Source organism: Mesorhizobium sp. M0018, assembly GCF_040323955.1.
Taxonomy (GTDB): domain Bacteria; phylum Pseudomonadota; class Alphaproteobacteria; order Rhizobiales; family Rhizobiaceae; genus Mesorhizobium.
Genome location: NZ_JAMYVL010000012.1, coordinates 153,306 through 173,607, shown reverse-complemented (window position 1 = coordinate 173,607; position 20,302 = coordinate 153,306). Strand labels below are relative to the sequence as shown.

The 20,302-nt window shown below is 63.4% G+C and carries 21 protein-coding genes and 1 tRNA gene; 10 read left to right on the top strand and 12 right to left on the bottom strand.

Annotated elements, in window-relative coordinates; genetic code table 11:
- Window positions 1–135: 135 nt before the first annotated feature.
- The 11 genes from NKJ81_RS18890 to NKJ81_RS18840 all read right to left on the bottom strand — a co-directional run bounded on the left by NKJ81_RS18890 (window position 136) and on the right by NKJ81_RS18840 (window position 11,981).
- Entirely contained in the window at window positions 136–1,467 is a 1,332-nt protein-coding gene (locus NKJ81_RS18890) for an ABC transporter substrate-binding protein (RefSeq protein ID WP_352541347.1), read from the bottom strand.
- A 49-nt stretch (window positions 1,468–1,516) separates the two neighbouring features.
- Complete coding sequence (locus NKJ81_RS18885; protein ID WP_352541346.1) at window positions 1,517–2,554, bottom strand: branched-chain amino acid ABC transporter permease; 1,038 nt, start codon at window positions 2,552–2,554, stop codon at window positions 1,517–1,519.
- A 3-nt stretch (window positions 2,555–2,557) separates the two neighbouring features.
- Entirely contained in the window at window positions 2,558–3,454 is an 897-nt protein-coding gene (locus NKJ81_RS18880) for a branched-chain amino acid ABC transporter permease (RefSeq protein WP_352541345.1), read from the bottom strand.
- Window positions 3,454–4,356, bottom strand: coding sequence for an ABC transporter ATP-binding protein (locus NKJ81_RS18875; RefSeq protein WP_352541344.1), 903 nt, complete (start codon window positions 4,354–4,356; stop codon window positions 3,454–3,456). The genes NKJ81_RS18880 and NKJ81_RS18875 overlap by 1 nt, the downstream gene beginning before the upstream one ends.
- Window positions 4,357–4,411: 55 nt before the next feature.
- Window positions 4,412–5,512: a dimethylsulfone monooxygenase SfnG gene (gene sfnG / locus NKJ81_RS18870; RefSeq protein ID WP_023722893.1), complete on the bottom strand. Its 1,101-nt coding sequence runs from the start codon at window positions 5,510–5,512 to the stop codon at window positions 4,412–4,414.
- Between the two features lie 27 nt (window positions 5,513–5,539).
- On the bottom strand, window positions 5,540–6,109 hold the full coding sequence (gene msuE, locus NKJ81_RS18865) for an FMN reductase (protein WP_352541343.1): 570 nt from the start codon (window positions 6,107–6,109) through the stop codon (window positions 5,540–5,542).
- Between the two features lie 199 nt (window positions 6,110–6,308).
- Window positions 6,309–7,196 carry an ABC transporter permease gene (locus NKJ81_RS18860; RefSeq protein WP_352541342.1) on the bottom strand — a complete coding sequence of 296 codons (888 nt, stop codon included), beginning with the start codon at window positions 7,194–7,196 and terminating at the stop codon, window positions 6,309–6,311.
- Window positions 7,193–8,152, bottom strand: coding sequence for an ABC transporter permease (locus tag NKJ81_RS18855; RefSeq protein WP_352541341.1), 960 nt, complete (start codon window positions 8,150–8,152; stop codon window positions 7,193–7,195). The genes NKJ81_RS18860 and NKJ81_RS18855 overlap by 4 nt, the downstream gene beginning before the upstream one ends.
- Window positions 8,153–8,159: 7 nt before the next feature.
- Complete coding sequence (locus NKJ81_RS18850) at window positions 8,160–9,797, bottom strand: ABC transporter substrate-binding protein (RefSeq protein ID WP_352541340.1); 1,638 nt, start codon at window positions 9,795–9,797, stop codon at window positions 8,160–8,162.
- Between the two features lie 34 nt (window positions 9,798–9,831).
- Entirely contained in the window at window positions 9,832–10,608 is a 777-nt protein-coding gene (locus tag NKJ81_RS18845) for a DUF427 domain-containing protein (RefSeq protein WP_352541339.1), read from the bottom strand.
- Window positions 10,609–10,622: 14 nt separating this feature from the next.
- Window positions 10,623–11,981: an LLM class flavin-dependent oxidoreductase gene (locus NKJ81_RS18840; RefSeq protein ID WP_352541338.1), complete on the bottom strand. Its 1,359-nt coding sequence runs from the start codon at window positions 11,979–11,981 to the stop codon at window positions 10,623–10,625.
- 208 nt (window positions 11,982–12,189) lie between these two features.
- Here NKJ81_RS18840 and NKJ81_RS18835 point away from each other — a divergent pair, with 208 nt between their 5' ends.
- From NKJ81_RS18835 to NKJ81_RS18825, 3 genes are all read left to right on the top strand, one after another.
- On the top strand, window positions 12,190–13,992 hold the full coding sequence (locus tag NKJ81_RS18835; protein ID WP_352541337.1) for a dipeptide ABC transporter ATP-binding protein: 1,803 nt from the start codon (window positions 12,190–12,192) through the stop codon (window positions 13,990–13,992).
- Between the two features lie 295 nt (window positions 13,993–14,287).
- The gene (locus NKJ81_RS18830; protein ID WP_352541336.1) at window positions 14,288–14,515 is read left to right on the top strand and encodes a hypothetical protein; all 228 of its coding nucleotides are present in this window, start codon (window positions 14,288–14,290) and stop codon (window positions 14,513–14,515) included.
- Window positions 14,516–14,582: 67 nt separating this feature from the next.
- The gene (locus tag NKJ81_RS18825) at window positions 14,583–14,921 is read left to right on the top strand and encodes a BRA0787 family protein (RefSeq protein WP_352541335.1); all 339 of its coding nucleotides are present in this window, start codon (window positions 14,583–14,585) and stop codon (window positions 14,919–14,921) included.
- Between the two features lie 165 nt (window positions 14,922–15,086).
- Here the strand turns inward: NKJ81_RS18825 and NKJ81_RS18820 are convergent.
- A tRNA-Thr gene (locus tag NKJ81_RS18820) sits at window positions 15,087–15,161 on the bottom strand.
- 160 nt (window positions 15,162–15,321) lie between these two features.
- Between NKJ81_RS18820 and NKJ81_RS18815 the strand changes: the two genes are divergently transcribed.
- From NKJ81_RS18815 to infA, 7 genes are all read left to right on the top strand, one after another.
- Window positions 15,322–15,546 (top strand): hypothetical protein, encoded by a 225-nt coding sequence (locus NKJ81_RS18815; protein ID WP_352541334.1) that lies wholly within the window; start codon window positions 15,322–15,324, stop codon window positions 15,544–15,546.
- 157 nt (window positions 15,547–15,703) lie between these two features.
- Entirely contained in the window at window positions 15,704–16,996 is a 1,293-nt protein-coding gene (murA, locus tag NKJ81_RS18810; protein WP_023677408.1) for a UDP-N-acetylglucosamine 1-carboxyvinyltransferase, read from the top strand.
- A 301-nt stretch (window positions 16,997–17,297) separates the two neighbouring features.
- Entirely contained in the window at window positions 17,298–17,732 is a 435-nt protein-coding gene (locus NKJ81_RS18805; protein ID WP_352470153.1) for a DUF2948 family protein, read from the top strand.
- A gap of 4 nt (window positions 17,733–17,736) precedes the next feature.
- On the top strand, window positions 17,737–19,029 hold the full coding sequence (gene hisD, locus NKJ81_RS18800; protein ID WP_352541333.1) for a histidinol dehydrogenase: 1,293 nt from the start codon (window positions 17,737–17,739) through the stop codon (window positions 19,027–19,029).
- Window positions 19,030–19,031: 2 nt separating this feature from the next.
- Window positions 19,032–19,517, top strand: a complete 486-nt coding sequence (locus NKJ81_RS18795) for a UPF0262 family protein (protein WP_352470151.1) — start codon at window positions 19,032–19,034, stop codon at window positions 19,515–19,517.
- Window positions 19,505–19,987 (top strand): arsenate-mycothiol transferase ArsC, encoded by a 483-nt coding sequence (locus NKJ81_RS18790; protein WP_502893829.1) that lies wholly within the window; start codon window positions 19,505–19,507, stop codon window positions 19,985–19,987. Before NKJ81_RS18795 ends, NKJ81_RS18790 begins: the two co-directional genes overlap by 13 nt.
- Before the next feature lie 89 nt (window positions 19,988–20,076).
- On the top strand, window positions 20,077–20,295 hold the full coding sequence (gene infA / locus NKJ81_RS18785; protein WP_006200926.1) for a translation initiation factor IF-1: 219 nt from the start codon (window positions 20,077–20,079) through the stop codon (window positions 20,293–20,295).
- Window positions 20,296–20,302: the final 7 nt, after the last annotated feature.

The window sequence follows — 20,302 nt, the reverse complement described above, 5'->3', positions numbered from 1 at the left end:
GGGGGTGGGGGGTGGTTCCCCCGCCCCCCCCCCACCTTCCCACACGTCTGCTTTTTTCGGGGCGTCAAACTCCCTCACCCCAAATTCCCACAAAACGGCGCGCCGCCGGGGGGGCGGCCCGCGAGTTGTTGGACTTCAGTTGCTGACCACTGCTTCGGCGTCTTCGGCCGTGCGGATCTTGATGCCCTTTTCCTTGGCATAAGCTTCGGACGACTTCTCGATGATCGGACGCAGCAGCTTCCAGTCGGGCGCAATCCAGTCGGAGACGACGTTCCACTTCTTGCCGTCCCACTGCTGGAAGGTCACGTAGCCGTCACCTTCGTGATTGTCCCAGGAGACGTTGATGGAATGGAACAGATCCTTAGCGCCGAGCGCCTCGACGCGCGCCGGATCGAGCTTGAGATGCTCGAAGCCCCAGCGCACTTCATCGCCGGTCAATGTGCGGTTGCCGAACTTGGCCTGCGCGATGCGGACCGCCTCGACATTGAGGATGCCGTTAACGATGCCCAGATTATGGTAGACCGAACCGATCCGGCTCTTGTCCTCAAGGTTACCCTTGCCGGCGTCGTAGACCGTTTTGACGATCTCCTGGACCACCGGATACTGCTCGCCCGATGCCTGGGTGGTGATGGCCGTATAGCCCTTGGCGGCGTCGCCCGCGGGGATCACGTCCTCTTCGGAGTTCGACCAGACGTTGCCGACGATGTGATCGGCCGGGAAGCCGGTCTTCTGCGCGGTCTTGAGCGCAACCGGGTTCATCACGCCCCAGCCGCGCAGCACCACATAGTCGGGATGCTCGCGACGGATCGTCAGCCACTGCGCCTGCTGTTCGTTGCCGGGATGCGGAACCTCGATCTGCGACAGCTCGAAGCCGTATTTCTGCGACAGCAATTCATAGATCGGGATCGTCTCCTTGCCGTAGGGCGAGCCGTGATAGAGCACGACGATCTTCTTGCCCTTGAGCTTGTCGAGGCCACCTTCCTTGGAGGCGATATAGTTCACGATGCCCGAGGTCTCGCTGTAGGGATTGAGCAGCAGCGGGAAGACGTAGGGGAACACGCGTCCGTCCGTGGTGTCGGTGCGGCCGTGGTTGATGGTGATCAGCGGCACCTTGTCATCGGTGATGCGGTCGATCATGGCATAGGCGATGCCGACCGAAAGCGGGTTCCAGGCGGCGATGCCGGGATTGCTCTTCAATCGTTCATAGACCTCGACGCCCTTCTCGACCTCATACTGCGTCTCGCCCTCGCTCCAGGTCAGCTTGACGCCGTTGACGCCGCCGTCGCGGATGTTGATCAGGTTGAGATAGTCGATGAAGCCGCCGAAGAAGCCGGTGCCGCCGGCGGCATAAGGGCCGACGCGGTAGCTCTGCAGGGGAAAATACTGCTCGTCGGCGTGGACCGCCGTCGCGCCGAGGACGAAGGCCGTGGCGATCGCCGCTTTCTTGAGGTGACTGAAGAAGGTCATGGATTGCGTCTCCTGAGGTTGTGGTCCGTGAGAGGATGTCGAGCGGCGCTCAGCTGGACCTTGAGCCGATCCGTCGTTTCAGGCGGTCGAAGAGGGCCGACAGCCCGTTCGGTTCCGCGATGAGGAAGATGATGATGAGCGCGCCGAGCACGATGCGCTGGCTCATGTCGAGAACACCCGAATCGAACAGTCCGCCAAACAGGAAGGCGCCAAGCCGCGACAGGATGAGCGGAAAGATGACGATGAACGCCGCTCCCAGAAAGGCGCCGCGTATCGAGGCCAGCCCGCCGATGATGATGATGAACAGGATCTGGAACGAGCGGTCGAGATTGAAGCCGGCCGGCTCGACGGTGCGCAGATAGGTGAAGGCCCACAGCACCCCGGCGACGCCGATGATGAAGGACGAGATGGCGAACGCGAGCAGCTTGGTCTTCAGCACAGGGACGCCGATCACCCGCGCGGCGGTTTCGTTGTCGCGCACGGCGATGAAATTGCGGCCGGTCGCGCTGTTGACCTGGCGCCAGACGAGCGCCGTGAGCACGATAACCGTGGTCACCGAGAGCAGGTAGCGGCCCGTCGCCCTGTCGAGCGAGAAGCCCGCAACGGCAAGGTGCGGCGCCGAGATCACCCCGGAAGGGTTGTCGTTGGAGAACCAGCCGAACTTGGTCAGCGCCCACTGCACGAAGAACTGGGCGGCGAGCGTCGAGACGGCGAGATAGAAGCCGCGCAGGCGCAGGCTCGGCAATCCGAACACGACGCCGATGCCGGCGGCCGAAATCCCGGCCAGGATCATGGTTGCAGCCAGCGGCAGTCCTTCGACCCGAAGGTTGAAATTGTAGGCGGCGAAAGCGCCGACCGCCATGAAGGCGGAGGAGCCCAGCGAAAGCTGGCCGCAATAGCCGGTCAAAAGGTTGAGGCCGACCGCCGCCAGGCTGAGCGCAAGGAACGGCAGCAGGATCGCCTCGACGAGATAGCTCGACGCATAGGCGGGGATCAGGCCGTAGGCCACGGCAATCAGGGCGACGGGCAGAGCTAACCTCTGCCAGTCGATGGGAAGCCTTGCGGCATCGAGCGCTTGCACGGCCATCGGTCAGACCCTTTCGACAGTCTTCTGGCCAAACAGGCCGGAGGGGCGCACCAGCAGGACGACCAGCGCCAGCGCATAGGCGAACCAGCCTTCGATGCCGCCACCGAAAAAGGGTCCGAGGTAGACCTCGGCGAGCTTCTCGCTGGCGCCGATGATGAGGCCGCCGACGATGGCGCCGAGGATGGAATCGAAGCCGCCAAGCACCAGCACCGGCAGCGCCTTCAGCACGATCAGCGACAGCGAGAACTGGACGCCGAGGCGCGCGCCCCACAAGAGCCCCGCGACCAGTGCCACGAACCCCGCGGCCGTCCACACCGTCCCCCAGATCCGGGGCAGCCGCAGCCCGACGGCGAGCGCGGCGAACTGGTCGTCTGCGACGGCGCGAAACGCCAGGCCGATGCGGGTCCAATAGAAGAATGCGCTCAAGCCGGCGACCATCGCCGCGGCAATGCCTGCAGCAAGAAGATCGAACGACGATATCAGGATACCGCCGACCTCGAACGGCGTGTCGTCGATGCCGAGATCGAGCCCGTGCACCTGCGTGCCCCACACCAACTGGGCAGCGCCTTCAATGATGTAAGACAGGCCAAGCGTGGCCATGAACAGCGTCATCGGCGAGCGATTGACCAGCGGCCTCAGCACAGTTCGCTCGATGGTGAAGCCCAGCGCAACCATGACCGCGAGGGTAATGAGCAGCGAAAGCGCAAACGGGATGCCGCGTTCGACAAGGCTGACAAAGGTGAGTGCGGCGAACAGCACCATCGACCCTTGCGCGAAGTTCAGCACGCCCGACGTCTTGTAGATCAGCACGAAACCGATGGCGACGAGCGAATACATGACGCCTGAGAGCAAGCCACCGACCAGCACCTCGATGACGAAGAGGAAATCATAGTAGCTCATCAGATGCCCTCGCCATGTTCGACTTCGGCGGTGCCGATATAGGCCCGGATCACCGCCGGATTGGCCCTGACCTCGGCCGGTGTCCCGTCGGCGATCTTGCGGCCGTAGTCGAGCACGGCGACGCGGTCGGAGAGTCCCATGACCACGCCGATGTCGTGTTCGATCAGGATGATGGTGACGTCGTGCCGGTCGCGCGCTGCGCGCACGAAACCGGCCATCTCGGCCTTCTCGGTCGCCGTCATGCCGGCCATCGGTTCGTCGAGCAGCAGGATCTTCGGCTCGGCGACAAGCGCGCGCGCCAGTTCGACCCGCTTCTGCAGGCCGTAGGGCAGCGTTGCGACCAGGCGATCGGCGACGGCCTCGAGATGCAGGAAGGCGATTGTCTGGTCGACCTTTTCAGCGATCGCGGCATCTTCGCGCCGGGCGCGCGGTAGGCCGGCGATATGTTCGACAAAGCTGGCGCGCCGGGTGTGGACGCGGCCCGACGCGATGTTGTCGCGCACTGAAAGCCCACCGAACAGTGCCAGGTTCTGGAAGGTGCGCGCGACGCCGAGCCGTGCCAGACGGCTTGCCGACACCCGGGAGAAGGACTGGCCATCGATCGCGATCTTGCCCTGATCGGCGTGATAGAGGCCGCTGATGATGTTGATCAGCGAGGATTTGCCGGCGCCATTGGGACCGATCACAGCGCGAATCTCGCGGCTTTTGACCTCGAGGTCGACATCCCGCAGTGCCATGACGCCACCAAAAGAAATGCTGATCCCGCCCAGCACCAGGATCGCATCAGCCTTTGGCGACAGGCGCGCCGGGCGCGTGTCCTCGACGGGACCAGCACCAGCAAGAATGCCGGAGATTTCGGGCGCGCGCTCGTAGGCGGCGGCTCCCAGCGAAGCACCAATCATGAAACGTCCCTGATTTTGAAGGCGTGCGGGCGGCGGCCTGAAGGCCGCGCCTGTCCTATTCCGCGGCGACGAGCTCCCTGTCGCGCGCCGCTTCCAGTTCGCGCACCAGAGGGATGACGCGCTTGCCGAAGAACTCCACCTCTTCCTGGAAATGCAGGAAGCCGAGCAGGATCAGATCCGCGCCGGCATCCTTCAGCTTGAGGATGCGTTCGGCAATCTGTTCCGGCGTGCCGATGAGATTGCTGCGGAAGCCGTCATTGTATTGGACAAGATCCTCGAACGAGGATTTCGCCCAGTTACCCTCGCCTTCCGGCGAGGCCTTGCCGGCATTCTTGACCTGATCGGCGAAACCCTGCACCGCCTCCGGATTGGCCTTGGCGATGATCTCGTCGAGCACGGTGCGCGCTTCTGCCTCGGTTTCACGAGCGATGGCAAAGGCGTTGACGCCGATCTTGACCTTGTGGCCATTGGCCTTCGCCTTGGTCTTGATGTCATCAACCTGCTTCTTGATCTCTTCCGGCGTGTTGCCGTTGGTGAAATACCAGTCGGAAACCCGCGCAGCCATGTCGCGCGCCGCGCGTGATGAGCCGCCCTGGAATATCTCCGGCTGCGGATCGATCGGCTTCGGCTTCATCGAGTAGTTGGTAAAGCGATAGAAGTCGCCCTTCAGAGTGAAATTGTCCTCGGTCCAGATGCCGCGCAGCGCACGGATGAATTCCTCCGAGCGGCGATAGCGCTCGTCGTGGTCGAGCCACAGCTCGCCGATGGCGGCGAACTCACCGCGGAACCAGCCGCTCACGACATTGACCGCGACACGGCCATTGGTCAGGTGATTGATGGTGGCTATCTGCTTGGCCGCCAGCGCTGGATTCCATGGGCCGGGCAGGATCGCCGCGATGACTTTCAGCGTTGTGGTGGCAGCGAGCAAGGCATGGCTGAACGAGACGGATTCGTGCTGGTTGTCGGCGCCATAGCCGGCCGTGAAGCGTATTTGGCTGAGCGCGTAGTCGAAGCCGTTGGCCTCGGCGATCTGGGCAAGCTTGCGGTTATAGTCGATGTCCCAGCCTGTCCGCTGCTCGATGTTGGAGATGACAAGGCCGCCCGAAACGTTCGGGACCCAGTAGGCGAACTTCACGTTGTCGGAATTCGAGGTCATTTCGTTCGTTTCCCCTTTTGATTGGCTTCAACCGACGCGCGTGGCGACGGCAGTGTTTGCATCACTGGAATTAAGCAAGGAAATCGCTTCGGTAGCGGCCCGTGAGATGCGCTCGATAATCGCCGCGCGGACGATCTTGGCATCGACGAAATCGTCGGGCGCGCCGTAGACGCCGGTCGGGACGGTGACGGCCCCGAAAAAACCGAACAATGGCCGGAGCTGATGTTCGAGAACCAGGCCATGGTATGGACTTCCGCCGGTTGCCGCGAGAAGCACGGTCTTGCCCGTCAGTGCACGATGATCGACGAGGTCGAACAGGTGCTTGAGAGCGCCGGTGTAGGACGCCCGATAGACCGGCGTTCCGACCACGAGCAGGTCGGCCTTCTCGACACGCTGGATGATCGCTTCGCCAGACGCGCCGAGCGCACGACGAGACAGCCCGGCGAAAATCGAAGGCGCCGCCTCGGTGATTTCGATCAGGCCGGTTTCTGCCGGGACGCGCAAGGCGACTGCCTTGACCAGCGCGTTGACCACCGCGGTAGTGCGCGATGGTGTGCTTACGCCGCCGGATATTCCGAGAACCGATAGCCTTGCCAACTCGTCAATCTCCCGGACCCTGCATGCGCATCGGGTCATTTCCAAACCGGGGCAGACGATATTCGACAAAATCTATAGAGATAAGGAACTACATTCCGATTTTTCGGCCTCGCGGAGAAAAATGCCGTTCTGCTAATGGACGTAGCAATGTCCGTATAGCGAGCAGACCGAAGCTCAGGCCATCAATACGGCTTCGCATTCATCCATCACCATTTTCAAACGCGCCTAAGCCTTGGGCAATTAGGTTCGTTGCCATGACCAGTGAAACGATCGCGCCGGAATTGAAAACGACGACCCACCATTTACCGCCGGTCAGGAAGCCGTAGCCGTCGGCGACGGCTAGCCCCCAATCGGCGGAAGGCGGCTGGATGCCGAGGCCCAGAAAACTCAGCGTCGCGATCGAAAAGAACGCGTAGCCCAGCCGAGTGACGAACTCGATGAGGATGGTCTCCCTGATGTTGGGCAATATCTCCAGGAACATGATGGCGAGCGCGCCTTCGCCGCCAAGCCGGGCGGCGCTGACATAGTCGCGCTGCTTCTGCTCGCGCACGGCGGCGCGGACGGTGCGCGCCACCAGCGGCGCATAGGCGATGCCGATCACCAAGACGACGGTCAGGTTCGACGGCCCGATCGCCACCAGCGTCATGGTGACGAGAACGATGAATGGAAACGCCATCAGTGTATCGAGCAACCGCGCGCCGATGGCATCGGTGAGGCCATCGAAATAGCCGAGCACCAGGCCGATGATGCTGCCGGCGGCAACGCCGACCAGCGTCGCCAGCGGCGCAACCAGCAGGATATCGCGCGATCCGACGATAATGCGGGACAGCACGTCGCGGCCGAGCTGATCGGTCCCGAACCAGTGCGAGGCATCGGGCGGCGTCAGCATCGCCAGAAAATCCTCGGCATAGGGATCATACGGAACGAAAAGATTGCCTGCTACCGCGCATACGACCCAGAACAGTAGCAGCAGCGTTCCGATCACGACCGATGGGGGCAGTCCGGAGAAGGCACTGCCGATCCTGCGCACCGCCGGAAAACCGGCCACGGCGCGCCGTGATGCGGAAAACTCCGTCAGATCCGTCATGGCGAGGTCCGACGGCGTTGCCGCGGATCGAGCAAGGCCAGCACGAAGTCGCCCGCCGCCGCCGAAAGAACAAAGATTGCCGCCATCACCAGCACCCCCGCTTCAAGCATCGGGAAATCTCGCGCCTTGGCCGCGTTCAGAACCAGATTGCCAAGTCCCTGGATGCCGAACAGCGCTTCGATCACAACCAGCCCGCCAAGCATGTATCCGGTCTGCGTCGCCAGCACCGCGATGGTCGGGGTCAGCGCATTGCGCAGCACGTGCCGAAGGATGATCTCGCGCCGCTCAAGCCCTTTCAGGACGGCGGTGCGTGTGTAGTCGGCGGCCATCGCCTCGATCACGCCGGCCCGCGTCATCCGGGCGATGTAGCCGGCCAGATTGAGCACCAGCGGCAGCGCCGGCAGGATCAGATAATAGCCTTGCGTCCAGAAGCCCGCGCCATCCGGCGCAACGCCTGAGATCGGGAACCAGTTCAGCCACAGGCCGAAAACGATGAGCAGCATCAGGCCGGACACAAAATCCGGGACGATGCCGAAGGAGACGCCCGCCATCACGATCAGCCGGTCGATGAGGCGGCCGGCGTTGAGACCGGCGATGACACCGCCGCCAACCCCGAGCGGAATGAGAAAGACCAAAATAATGCCGGCAAGGGATGCGGAGCGCTTCAGGCTCTCCAGCACGAACGGGGCCACCGGCGCGCGCATCGAAAACGAGGTGCCGAAATCGCCTGACACCGCCTTGCTGAACCAGAGCCAATACTGGACGAGAACTGGCTGGTCGGCGCCCAGCCGCTTGTTCAGCTCCGCCACCGCCTGCGCGTCGGCAAACGGCCCGAGCATCACGCGGCCGACATCGCCGGGCAAAACCTGCCCGGCGAAGAAAACCAGGACACTGACAAGCCACAGCGTGAGGACGAGAGTGCCGACACGCGCTGGCAGAATGCGGCCGGTCAGCATGTCGCGATCATGCCTGGACGAAGGAAACGCGATCGAGCAGCAGATGCGAGATTGCGGTGAAGCGCACGCCCTCGACCTTCGAGCTGACAATCCGGCTGTATTGCGAGAAGTAGCTGATGATCGCCGGCGTCTCGTCAAGCAAAAGCGTCTGGATCTTGCCGGCAGCAAGGCGCTGGGCATTGAGGTCACGCGCCTTCGAGTAGTCGAGCAGCAGCGCATCATAGCCGGGGTTGTTGAAATGCGCCGCGTTCCAGGCTCCCGTACTCTTCAGCGTGGCGTTGAGGAAGATGTCGGGCGTGCCGCGATGGCCGTAGTCGGTGATGCCGAGAACCGAATCCAGCCAGGGCGAGCTGCCGAAGGTCGCCGAGCCGTAATAGGCGTCCTGCGGCAGGACATTGAGCTTGACATCGATGCCGACCTTCTTGGCGAAGTTCTGGATGATCACCGCATAGTCGGGAATGTCATAGGCGCGTTCGGTGGTCAGCGTCACCTCGAAGCCGTTCGGCACGCCAGCCTCGCCAAGCAGCCGCTTGGCCTCCGTGATATCGTGCTTGCGCTGCGGCACCGACGGATCGGCCGAAGGGAAGATCGGCGCGAACGGGGTGTCGTTGCCGACGATGGCGCGGCCCTTCAGCAGGCCCTTGACCACCGCCTCGCGGTCGATGGTGAGTGCCAGCGCGCGGCGGATGCGCTTGTCGGTGAACGGCGCCTGGTCGGTTCGCAGATGCACCTGATCATGCGAGCTTGCCTGCACGCTGAGCAGCTTGAAGGCGGGGTTGCCCTCGATCGCCAGTTCCAGGCGCGCCGTGCTCGGGATGACGTCGAGCTGGCCGGCCTGCAGCGCCAGCACCTGGGCCTGCTCGTCGTCGAAGAACTTGATCTCGACACGATCGGGAAGTGCCTTCTCGCCCCAGTAATCGGTGTTGCGCACGAAGCTGGCGCCTTGCTTGGGACGGAAGGATTCGAGCTTGAACGGGCCGGTGCCGTTGAAAGTCTTCTCGAAATCGCCGGCATAGTCGGCCGGCAGGATGACCGCATTGTAGACGTCGGAGGAGACATAGAAGGGAAAGTTGCTGTTGGGACCGTCGAGATCGAAGGCGACTGTCTGCTCGTCGACCAGTTTGGCGCCACCCTTGGACAGGATGCCCTTGTAGGCTGAGAGCGCCGACGAGCCGCTGGCCGGATCGACCAGCCGCTCGAAGCTCGCCACCACGTCCCTGGCGGTGACCGCGCGGCCATCGTGGAATTTCACCCCTTGCCGCAATTTGAAGGTCCAGCGGCTGGCTGTCTCGTCGGCCTCCCACGACAAGGCGAGCTTCGGCTGGAGACCGTCCTTCGGATCGTCCAGGATCAGATATTCGCCGACCTGGCTGATCACCCCGATGCTGGCCGGATCGGTCACCGAAACCGGATCGATCGCCTTGGTCGGCTGACCGAGCCCGACACGAACCGTGCCGCCGGCGGCGGCCGCGGCGCGTGCGGCTCCGAACCCCTGCGAGGCGGCAAAGCCTGTCAGGCCGAGCAGTGCGGCGTATTTCAGGAGATCGCGGCGCTTGAGAAAGCCGCCCTGATATTCGTCGACGGCGACATTCCAGATGTCCCCCGACAGGCTGCGAAGTGCGTCGATATCCCTGCGTTTGGTCATGTTAAAACCCTGCTTTGAAATGAAAATTGAAAACCTATGCGACGGGTTCGCCGTCGAGATGGATGCGGTCAACGGCCTGCGGATAGAAGGCGATGAGGCCTTTGATCTTCGGCATTTCGGCGATTGGTTCCCGGTAGCTCCAGGCGATGTCCGGGCGCACCGTTCCGTCGCTCAGCAGCCCCGACCAGTAGGAGGCGATGCCCTTGTAGGGACATCGCGTCGTTGTAACGGACGCCGTCAGCCGCTCCAGCCGGATGTCTTCCGCCGGCAGATAGAAACGCGTCGGCAGATGGGTCTCGAACAAAAGCACCGGGCGGTGACTGTCGGCGATCGGCTCGCCGTCGAACCAGACCTGCACATGGCTCGTGCTTTGCAGCACATCAATGCGCGCATAAGGGTCTCGCGCATGGACGAAGACCTCTTCGTCCTCCTCGAACCATTGGTCGACGGCCTTCCAGGTGAAGGCGATCCGCCCGGCCAGGGACGCCAGCGCTTCGTCCGGCGGCGAGATGAACGCCCACGCCGCGTTGGCACTGCGCCTGTCGCCGCTGTCGATATCCCAATAGGCCGTCTCGCCACCGACTGGATGCGGTTCGCGATGCAGCGAGGGCTTCAGCACCGACGGGTCTACCGCTGACGGCGGGAAGAAATAGATCGGCAGGAAATGGTTGGAGCGCAGCACCAGCACGTTGCGGCTGTCGGCGATCGTGCGGCCGCCGAATTTGACGCGCACACGCTTGGGACTGTGCAGGACATTGACGAGCTGCGGCGCGGTGGCTTCGCGAGGCTGCAATCTTGGCGCGACGGTCATGATCGTTCTCCCGGTCAGGACACGGCGCGTGCGTTGTCGCGCTGCTCGGCGAAGCGGTTTGCCGGCCGCGCCAGACCGAAGCGGTCGCGCAGCGTTCCCGGCGCGTATTCGGTCGGGAACACGCCGCGACGCTGCAGCTCCGGCACCACCTGCTCGGCGAAATTCACCCAGTCCTCGGGCAGCAGCGGGAACATCAGGTTGAAGCCGTCGGCGGCGCCTGAAACGAACCAGTCCTGCAACTGGTCGGCGATCTGTTTGGGCGTGCCGGCGACGGTCGGCACCGAACCGCTGTTGGCGAGCTTGCGGGCGATGTCGCGTAGGCTGAGATTCTGCTTCGACCATTCCTTGACCCGGTTGAGCGATGTCCGTCCGCCATTGAAGGTGCTCTCGTCCGGCAGCGGCGGCAGCGGCCCGTCTGGCGGATAGACGGAGAGATCGATGCCGCTCCAGCTGGACAGAAGGTCGATGCCGACCTGATCGGGCAACAGGGTCTGGAGATATTCCTGCTTTTCGCGGCCTTCCGCCTCGGAAGCGGCGACAATCGGCAGAATGCCCGGCAGGATCTTGAAGCTCTCCGGCTTCCTGCCATAGCGGGCGAGGCGCTCGTTGATGTCCTGCCGGTATTTGATGCCGTCTTCCCTGGTGCTGTAGATGGCGAAATGCACGTCGGCCTGGGCGGCGGCGAAGTTCTTGCCGTCCTCGGACGAGCCGGCCTGGACGATCAGCGGGTGGCCCTGCGGCGGCCGCGAGACGTTGAGCGGCCCGCGCACCTTGAAGTGCTTGCCCTTGTGATCGACGGGGTGGACCTTGTCGGGATCGGCGAAATAGCCCGCCTCCTTGTCGATCAGCAGCGCCTCGTCTTCCCAGCTGTCCCAAAGCGCCTTGACGATATCGAGGAATTCGGCCGCGCGCTCATAGCGGAACGCATGTTCTATGTTGCCGTCGCGGCCGAAATTGCGCGCCTCCTCGTCCATGGCCGATGTGACGACGTTCCACGACGCCCTGCCCTTGCTGATATGGTCGAGCGAGGCGAACATGCGCGCAACATTGTAGGGCTCGCTGTACGAGCTCGACACCGTGGTGATCAGGCCGATGTGTTTGGTCACGCCGGCCAGTGCCGACAGCAGCGTCAATGGCTCAAGGCGGGCATTGGCGTAGTGGGCGACACCGCTCTTGACCGAATCCCAGATCGAAGCGTGGTCGGCGACGAAGATGGTGTCGATCCTGGCCCGCTCGGCCGCCTGCACGAGATCACGGTAGAACTCGAAGTCCAGCACCTCCCGGCCCGGCGCCCGCGGATGGCGCCACGACATCCGATGATCGCCCTGCGGGTTGAAGAAAAATGCGCTGAGGATCATGTGGTCTCGAGCCATGCCAGTCTCCTTCCAGATCTGCGCTGGAGCCAAATCTGCTCCGGAGATTGTCGCGCTGCTTCGGCAAGCGGCGACAATCGCTCTTGAGCCATGAAAGTTAGATTGCGCTCCGGCTTAATTCTAGTAATTTTATAGAGATAAAGCATTGCAAAAGTGGAAGCGATTGCCCTCGATCGCGACGCTGGAAGAAAGTGGTTTCAAGCTCCCAATGTCCTCCTCGGTTCTGAACGTCGACCAGCTTTCCATCGCCTATGACGGGCGCAATGGATCGCATCCCGCCGTCAGTGGCGTCTCCCTGCGCATAGGCGAAGGCGAAGCACTCGGCCTTGTCGGCGAGTCTGGATCGGGGAAAAGCTCGGTGGCGCTCGCCATCCTGCGCTATCTGCCGAAGAATGCCCGCATCGCGGCGTCAGCGCTGGAGTTCCAGGGCCGCGAAATCCGCGACCTTTCCGCCGAGCAGTTGCGCCAACTCAGGGGAAATCATATCGCCGCCGTCTACCAGCACCCGGGCGCGGCCCTCAACCCAAGCATGACGATCGGCCGCCAGATCACCGAGACGATCATGCGGCATCGCCCGGTGCGCCATGACGAGGCGCGCGAGCGGGCTTGCGAACTGCTCGGGCGCGTTCGGGTGAGCCATCCGGAGCGGGTGCTGGGGCTCTATCCACACGAACTCTCCGGCGGCATGCAGCAGCGCGCCAACATCGCCATCGCGATTGCGCTCGACCCGTCGCTGCTGGTGCTGGACGAGCCGACGACGGCGCTCGACGCCAGCGTCCAGTCCGAGATCATCGCTATCCTCTCCGGCCTGCGCAAGGACCACAAAACCAGCATTCTGCTGATCAGCCACGACATCAACATGATCCGCCGCACCTGCGACCGGGTGGCGGTGATGCAGTCGGGAACCGTGGTCGAAAGCGGCGCCGCCGGCGACGTCTTCGACAACCCCTCTCACGCCTATACGAAGGCGCTGATCGCCTCGATCCCGGCGCTCAACTACACGAAGCGGAATGGAAGACTGGCGGAGGCGGACGGCCTGCCATCGCACTCGGCGGTCCAGAATGAAGACGCGGGCCGGCGCAAAGAACGCCGAATCGCGATCGCCTGCAAAGGCATCAGCCATGCGTTCGGCAGCCAACTGGTGCTCAGCAATATCGATCTCGACATCGGCCACGGCGAGACCTTCGGGCTGATCGGCGAATCCGGTTCCGGCAAGTCTACGTTGGCAAGGATCGTCACCGGCCTACAGATGCCAGACGCCGGATCGGTCGAGCTGTTCGGCAGGACGGTCGCACCGCGCGTCGAGAAGAGAAGTATTGGCGAACGCCGCGATGTGCAGATGGTTTTCCAGTCGCCGGATCGCACGCTCAATCCGCGTAAGCGGATCGGCAGGATACTCGGCCGCCCGCTGCGCCGGCTCGCCGGCCTGCGCAGCAGTGAGATAAAGGCCCGCGTCAGCGATTTGCTGCAATCGGTTCGCCTTGCCGGCGCCACAGCCGAGCAGAAGTCGCGATCACTATCCGGCGGCCAGCGGCAACGGGCGGCCATCGCACGGGCCTTCGCCGGCGTGCCGAAGGTCGTCGTGCTCGACGAACCCACTTCGGCGCTCGACGTTTCCGTCCAGGCAACCGTTCTCAACCTGCTCAACGACCTGCAGCGCGACAAGGACACGACCTATCTGTTCATCAGCCACGATCTCAGGGTCGTGCGCTACATGGCCGACAGGATCGGCGTGCTGTACCGCGGCCGCCTGGTCGAAACCGGCTCATCCGACCAGATTTTTCACGGACCCAATCATCCCTATACGAAACTGCTGCTGGCGGCGTCTTCAGACGATGCAGCGCCGAAGATCATCTCTCAGGCCGACACCGCGGCGGGCCCGAGCCAGGGATGCGCCTTCGCCGGCCGTTGCTCGCTCGCTGTTGCCGATTGCTGGAAAGCCGAACCGCCCCTCAGCCAAGCTGGGGACGAGCACCTGATCGCATGTTGGCGGCTCGACCAAGGTTCATGAAGGACGGATCATCATTCTGAAGATCCGTCGCGCTCGCGAGGAAGGCGCGATGGAGCTGATCCCCGTCGCAAAGTGCCAAGAGACCGGGAGCTGCGGCCGTTCGAGGCGCGGATAGCAGGAAGCTTGGCGATCAAGCATCCACCGTAGTCACAGGCAAGCTCGCATGGTATTTCGTCTGAGGCTCGCTCCTTACAAGCCAATGTCTACAAGTTTGATAGACATTTGCTAAGAAGCCGGTCATACTGCCCGCTTCAAGTGCCTGACTTTTCGCCGTCCATGTTCGCAGGATCAGGAGATGACGATGACGCAGACATTTCTGGAAGCCGTTCCGGGCTGTATCAGGATCGTGATCGGCGCCCTTTTCCCGCCCATGGAGCGTTCACGTTATGCGCCGGATCAGGCGCAGGCGGACGACGCTTCTGACTCCGAGGCGAAATTTCGCCGCTCAGGACGGGATGAAGCCTTCTATTGGGGCATCGGCACTTGCGGCTATTGGGTAGGCGCCCGTCGCATCCGGCCATAGACCAATCATCGAAATGCGGGGGTTACCTGGCAGCATTGGCTGGCTGCCGCGATCCAGGAGGAGACCGATGACCACACGCCTTTTACCCGTACTGCATGAGGGCCATGCTCCGATTCATTTGCACGGAGCCTTCGACGATGCCTTGGAAGCTTACCAAACCTGGATTCCGGGAACGGACGAGCCGCACGTGGAATTTGAGGACCAGATGGTGCCGATCAGTTCGGTCTTCGGCCGCATGCGGACCTGCACCGATATTCTTCCTTGGCGCATCGAGGGCGATGTCCTAGAGGTTGTCGGCAATGCACTGGTTTTCGGCGGCGAAAAGGCGATCACTTACGCCGATGCCGCTCTGGTCCTTCGCGCTTTGTGCGTGAAGCGGCTCCGGAGCGGCGACGTCGGCAACTAACAGGCGACGCTGCATAGGTTCCCGTCAAAGCCGGAGGAGCCGGGCACAAGGCAGCTCGGCTCCGTATCATTCAGCCGGTATGCGTCGCGATCTGCCCTGATAGCCTCTATTTGCTCAGTCGGTCATGCGCGGCGATGGCCATAGCTCTGCATGGTGCGGATAGACTGGTGCTGCGAGAGAGGATTGAACTCTCGACCTCTCCCTTACCAAGGGAGTGCTCTACCACTGAGCTACCGCAGCCGCCGATGGCGGGGCTTCTGCCATATCGAACCGGCAAGCGCAAGGCCAAGACAAAGACGGGTTGAAAGGCCGCACCGGGCGATCGTTGCGGACATGGCCGTGCCACAATGTTGGCTATCCCTTTATATGCACCGGCGGGTCGCCGGCCGGGGGCAGAACGATGAACGGCAAGACAGTTTCTCCGAACAAGGATGGATCACCGAAGAAGGATGGATCACCGAAGAAGGATGGTTCAGCGAAAAAGGCCGGAACGGGCCGCAAGGACCGGCTGGCCGAGCAGTTGCGCGCCAACCTGCAGAAGCGCAAGGCGCAATCGCGCTCACGAAGAGCCGGCGACGCCGACAAGCGGCCGGAGGGGCTGCAAGCGGTGATGAAAAAAGATTAACGCGAATCGGCTATGTTGGTCGCCGGTACTTTGGCCAAGTCGGCGTGGGCCAAAGTGGGGAGTAGCCTGTTTCTTGAACCAAGCCGGCCAATGGTCTAGATGGCCGCAACAGACTCAACCGATTTAAACCGGCCTTGGCGCCGAGGGGACGCTCTTCATGGATCGCATCAGAATTGTCGGCGGCAACAAGCTTGCCGGAAGCATTCCGATCTCGGGCGCGAAAAACGCTGCGCTGCCGCTGATGATCGCCGCGCTTTTGACCGATGACACGCTGACGCTGGAAAACGTGCCGCATCTGGCCGATGTCGAGCAGCTGATCCGCATCCTCGGCAATCACGGCGTCGACTATTCGGTCAATGGCCGCCGCGAAAAGCAGCAGGAAGGCTATTCGCGCACCATCACTTTCTCGGCCCGCAACATCGTCGACACGACGGCGCCTTACGAGCTGGTGTCGAAGATGCGGGCGTCGTTCTGGGTGATCGGCCCGCTGCTGGCCCGCATGGGCGAGGCCAAGGTGTCGCTGCCCGGCGGCTGCGCCATCGGCACACGGCCGGTTGACCTCTTCCTCGAAGGCCTGCAGGCGCTGGGCGCCGATATCGACGTCGACACCGGCTACGTCATCGCCAAGACCAGGAACGGCCGGCTTGTCGGCAACCGTTATGTGTTCCCGAAAGTTTCGGTCGGCGCCACCCATGTGCTGATGATGGCGGCCTCGCTGGCCAAGGGCGAGACGGTGCTCGAAAACGCCGCGCGCGAGCCGGAGATCGTCAATCTCGCCGAATGCCTCAACGCCATGGGCGCGAAGATCTCGGGCGCCGGCACGGCGACCATCACCATCGACGGCGTCGAGGCGCTGTCGGGTGCTCGCGTCAGGGTGATCCCCGACCGCATCGAGACCGGCACCTATGCGATGGCGGTGGCGATGACCGGCGGCGACGTCGTGCTGGAAGGCGCGCGGCCCGACCTGTTGCAGACGGCGCTCGACATCATTTCGCAGACCGGCGCCGAGATCACGCAGACTAATTCCGGCATCCGCGTCAGGCGCAACGGCGCCGGCATTTCGCCGGTCGATGTGACGACGGCGCCCTTCCCGGCTTTCCCGACCGATCTGCAGGCGCAGTTCATGGGCCTGATGACGATGGCCAAGGGCAAGTCGCGCATCACCGAGACGATCTTCGAAAACCGCTTCATGCACGTCCAGGAACTCGCCCGGCTCGGCGCCCACATCACGCTGTCCGGCCAGACGGCGATCGTCGACGGCGTAGCGAAGCTGAAGGGCGCGCCAGTCATGGCGACCGATCTTCGGGCCTCGGTGTCGCTGGTCATTGCCGGCCTTGCGGCCGAAGGCGAAACCACGGTCAACCGCGTCTACCATCTCGACCGCGGCTTCGAGCGGCTGGAGGAAAAGCTGTCCGGCTGCGGCGCGGAGATCGAGCGCATTTCGGGGTGACCATAGCAGGCTCAGGTCGGCGCTGCCCCTCATCCCCCTGCCGGGACCTTCTCCCCGTATAGGGACGGGGAGAAGGGACGCCTCGCGAAGGATTTCGCCAATCTCCAGCGTTGCGGGAGGGTGCCGAGGTTGCGGCCAGCCCCTTCTCCCCGTCCCTATAAGGGGAGAAGGGGCTGGCAGGGGGATGAGGGGCAGCGCTGACCGGGGCGATTGCCTGGACAAGACCTCCGGCGCGGTTGCACGAGCAGGAAAGACCGCCTAACAGAAGGTCGAATAATCAACTCGCAGGTGCGAATTCCGCATGAATGGCCTCAAGCTTGTCGCGCTCGACGATCAGGATCTGAGCATCATCTCGGCGCATGTCCAGGATGCCGTCATGAAGGTCAGCGATCTCGAGTACCTGCCTTCGGTAAAGCGCTTCGTGCTGACCATGAACCGCTTCGTCTGGGAGGCGAAATCCGGCTTCTTCCGCCAGCACAATGAGCGGCGGCAGGCCGTGCTGCATTTCGACCGGGTGCTCGGCGCCAAGACCAGCGGCATTGCCCGCGACAAGCCGGACGAGGTGCTGTCGCTGCTGGCGATCAGCTTTCTCGCGCTCGACAAACCGGCCGGCATCGTCGAGCTGATCTTTTCGGGCGGCGGCGCGATCATGCTCGATGTCGAATGCATCGAGGCGCGGCTTGCCGATGTCGGCGGCGCCTGGGAAGCGACGTCGCGCCCGGTCCACAGGGTCTGATGTAATGGCTATCACGCTTCGCCAGTCCGACGCCGATTTCGAGCAGCGCTTTGCCGCGTTCCTGCTGACCAAGCGGGAAGTCTCGGCCGATGTCGACGCCGTGGTGCGCGAGATCATCGCCAAGGTGCGCGCCGAGGGCGACGCGGCGCTGGTCGGGTACACGCAGAAATTCGGCGGCGGCGACCTGGCCAGGCTCGGCATCGCCGTCTCCAGGGACGACATTGCCAAGGCTTACGAGGCCGCCGATCCGCAGACGGTCGAGGCGCTGAAATTCGCGCGCGAGCGCATCCGCTCCCACCACCAGCGGCAGCTGCCGCAGGACGACCGCTACACCGATGCCGCCGGCGTCGAGCTCGGATCGCGCTGGACTGCAATCGAGGCCGTCGGGCTCTACGTGCCGGGCGGCACGGCGAGCTATCCGAGTTCGGTGCTGATGAACGCGGTGCCGGCCAAGGTCGCCGGCGTCGAGCGCATCGCCATGGTGGTACCGGCCTCTGGCGGCGAGGTGCCGCCGCTGGTGCTGGTGGCAGCCGACCTTGCCGGTGTCTCCGAAATCTACCGCGTTGGTGGCGCCCAGGCGATCGCGGCCCTTGCCTATGGTACCGAAACGATAAAGCCCGTCGCCAAGATCGTCGGCCCTGGCAATGCCTATGTCGCGGCGGCCAAGCGCCAGGTGTTCGGCACGGTCGGCATCGACATGATCGCCGGGCCGTCGGAAGTGCTGGTTGTCGCCGACGGCAGCAACGATCCGGACTGGATCGCCGCCGACCTCCTCGCCCAGGCCGAACACGATGTGTCGGCGCAGTCGATCTTGATCACCGACGACCGTGCCTTTGGCGCAGCGGTAGAACAGGCGGTGGGGCGGCAGTTGCAGAACCTGCCGCGCGGAGAAACGGCGGCGGCGAGCTGGCGCGATTTCGGCGCCGTCATCCTGGTGCCGACGATCGAGGCAGCACTGCCGCTGGTCGACCGCATCGCGGCCGAACATGTCGAGCTTGCCATCGACGACCCAGAGGCGTTCCTGGCGCGGATGCGCAATGCCGGTGCGGTGTTTCTCGGCCGCCACACGCCGGAAGCCATCGGCGACTATGTCGCCGGCTCCAATCACGTGCTGCCGACGGCGCGCTCGGCGCGCTTTTCGTCCGGGCTTTCGGTGCTCGATTTCGTCAAGCGCACTTCGATCCTGAAGCTCGGGCCGGAGCAGTTGCGGGCACTGGCGCCGGCGGCGATCACGCTCGCCAAGGCGGAAGGCCTCGATGCGCATGGACGCTCCGTCGCCATCCGGCTGAACATGTAGAAATGTCCGACTACGACCAAACCCGCGCCAGGCTGATCGATGTCGAGCTCGACGAGACGATCGGCCGCTCGACGCCCGATGTCGAGCATGAGCGGGCGGTGGCGATCTTCGACCTGATCGAGGAGAACCGCTTCCAGCCGGTCAATGACGACGGCGCCGGGCCATACCGGCTGAAACTGTCGCTGGCCGAGTCCCGGCTGGTGTTCGCGGTGACGCGCGAGGACGGCGCAGCCGTGGTCACCCACATCCTGTCGCTGACGCCGCTTCGGCGCATCGTCAAGGACTACTACATGATCTGCGAAAGCTATTACGATGCCATCCGCACCGCGACGCCAAGCCATATCGAGGCGATAGACATGGGCCGGCGCGGCCTGCACAATGAAGGCTCGCAGAGGCTGATGGACCGGCTTGCCGGCAAGATCGAGATTGACTTCGACACGGCGCGCCGGCTGTTCACGCTGGTTTGCGTGCTGCACTGGCGAGGCTGAAACTGGCCGCCCCGCTGCCCCGCCAGATCCTGCCCCGCTCGATCCTGTTTGTCTGCGGCATGAACGCCGTGCGCTCGCCGATGGCCGAATTGCTGGCGCGCAAGGTGCTCCCGCCTACCACCTTCGTCGCCTCGGCGGGAGTGCGCGGCGGCGAACGCGATCCGTTCGTCGATGCCGTGCTGGCCGAAGAAGGGCTGTCGCTCGGCGAACGGCACCCGAGAACGATGGATGACCTCGAGGACGATTATTTCGACCTGATCGTCACGCTGGCGCCGGAAGCCCACCACATCGCGCTCGAACTCACCCGCTCGCTGGCCGTCGAGGTCGAATATTGGCCGATGCCCGACCCGACCGGCGTCAGCGGCACGCGCGAGCAGATCATGGCCGCCTACCGCGACGTGCGCGAGCGGCTGAAGGCGCGGATCGGCCGCCGTTTCCTCGGCAACGGGGCTGAAAACGCCGCGGATTAAGCATGTTCACAAGCGGGCGTTTATCATATAGGTTCCGCGCAACTTTCCGGCCGGGGCGCTGGAAGTACCCATCCAAGCAAAGGTATCGAATGCCGAAGGAAGAAGTCCTCGAGTTTCCGGGTGTCGTGACGGAACTGCTGCCCAACGCGATGTTCAGGGTCAAGCTCGAAAACGAACATGAAATCATCGCCCATACGGCCGGCCGCATGCGCAAGAACCGCATCCGCGTTTTGACCGGCGACAAGGTCCTGGTCGAGATGACGCCCTACGACCTGACCAAGGGCCGCATCACCTACCGCTTCAAGTAAGTTCAAG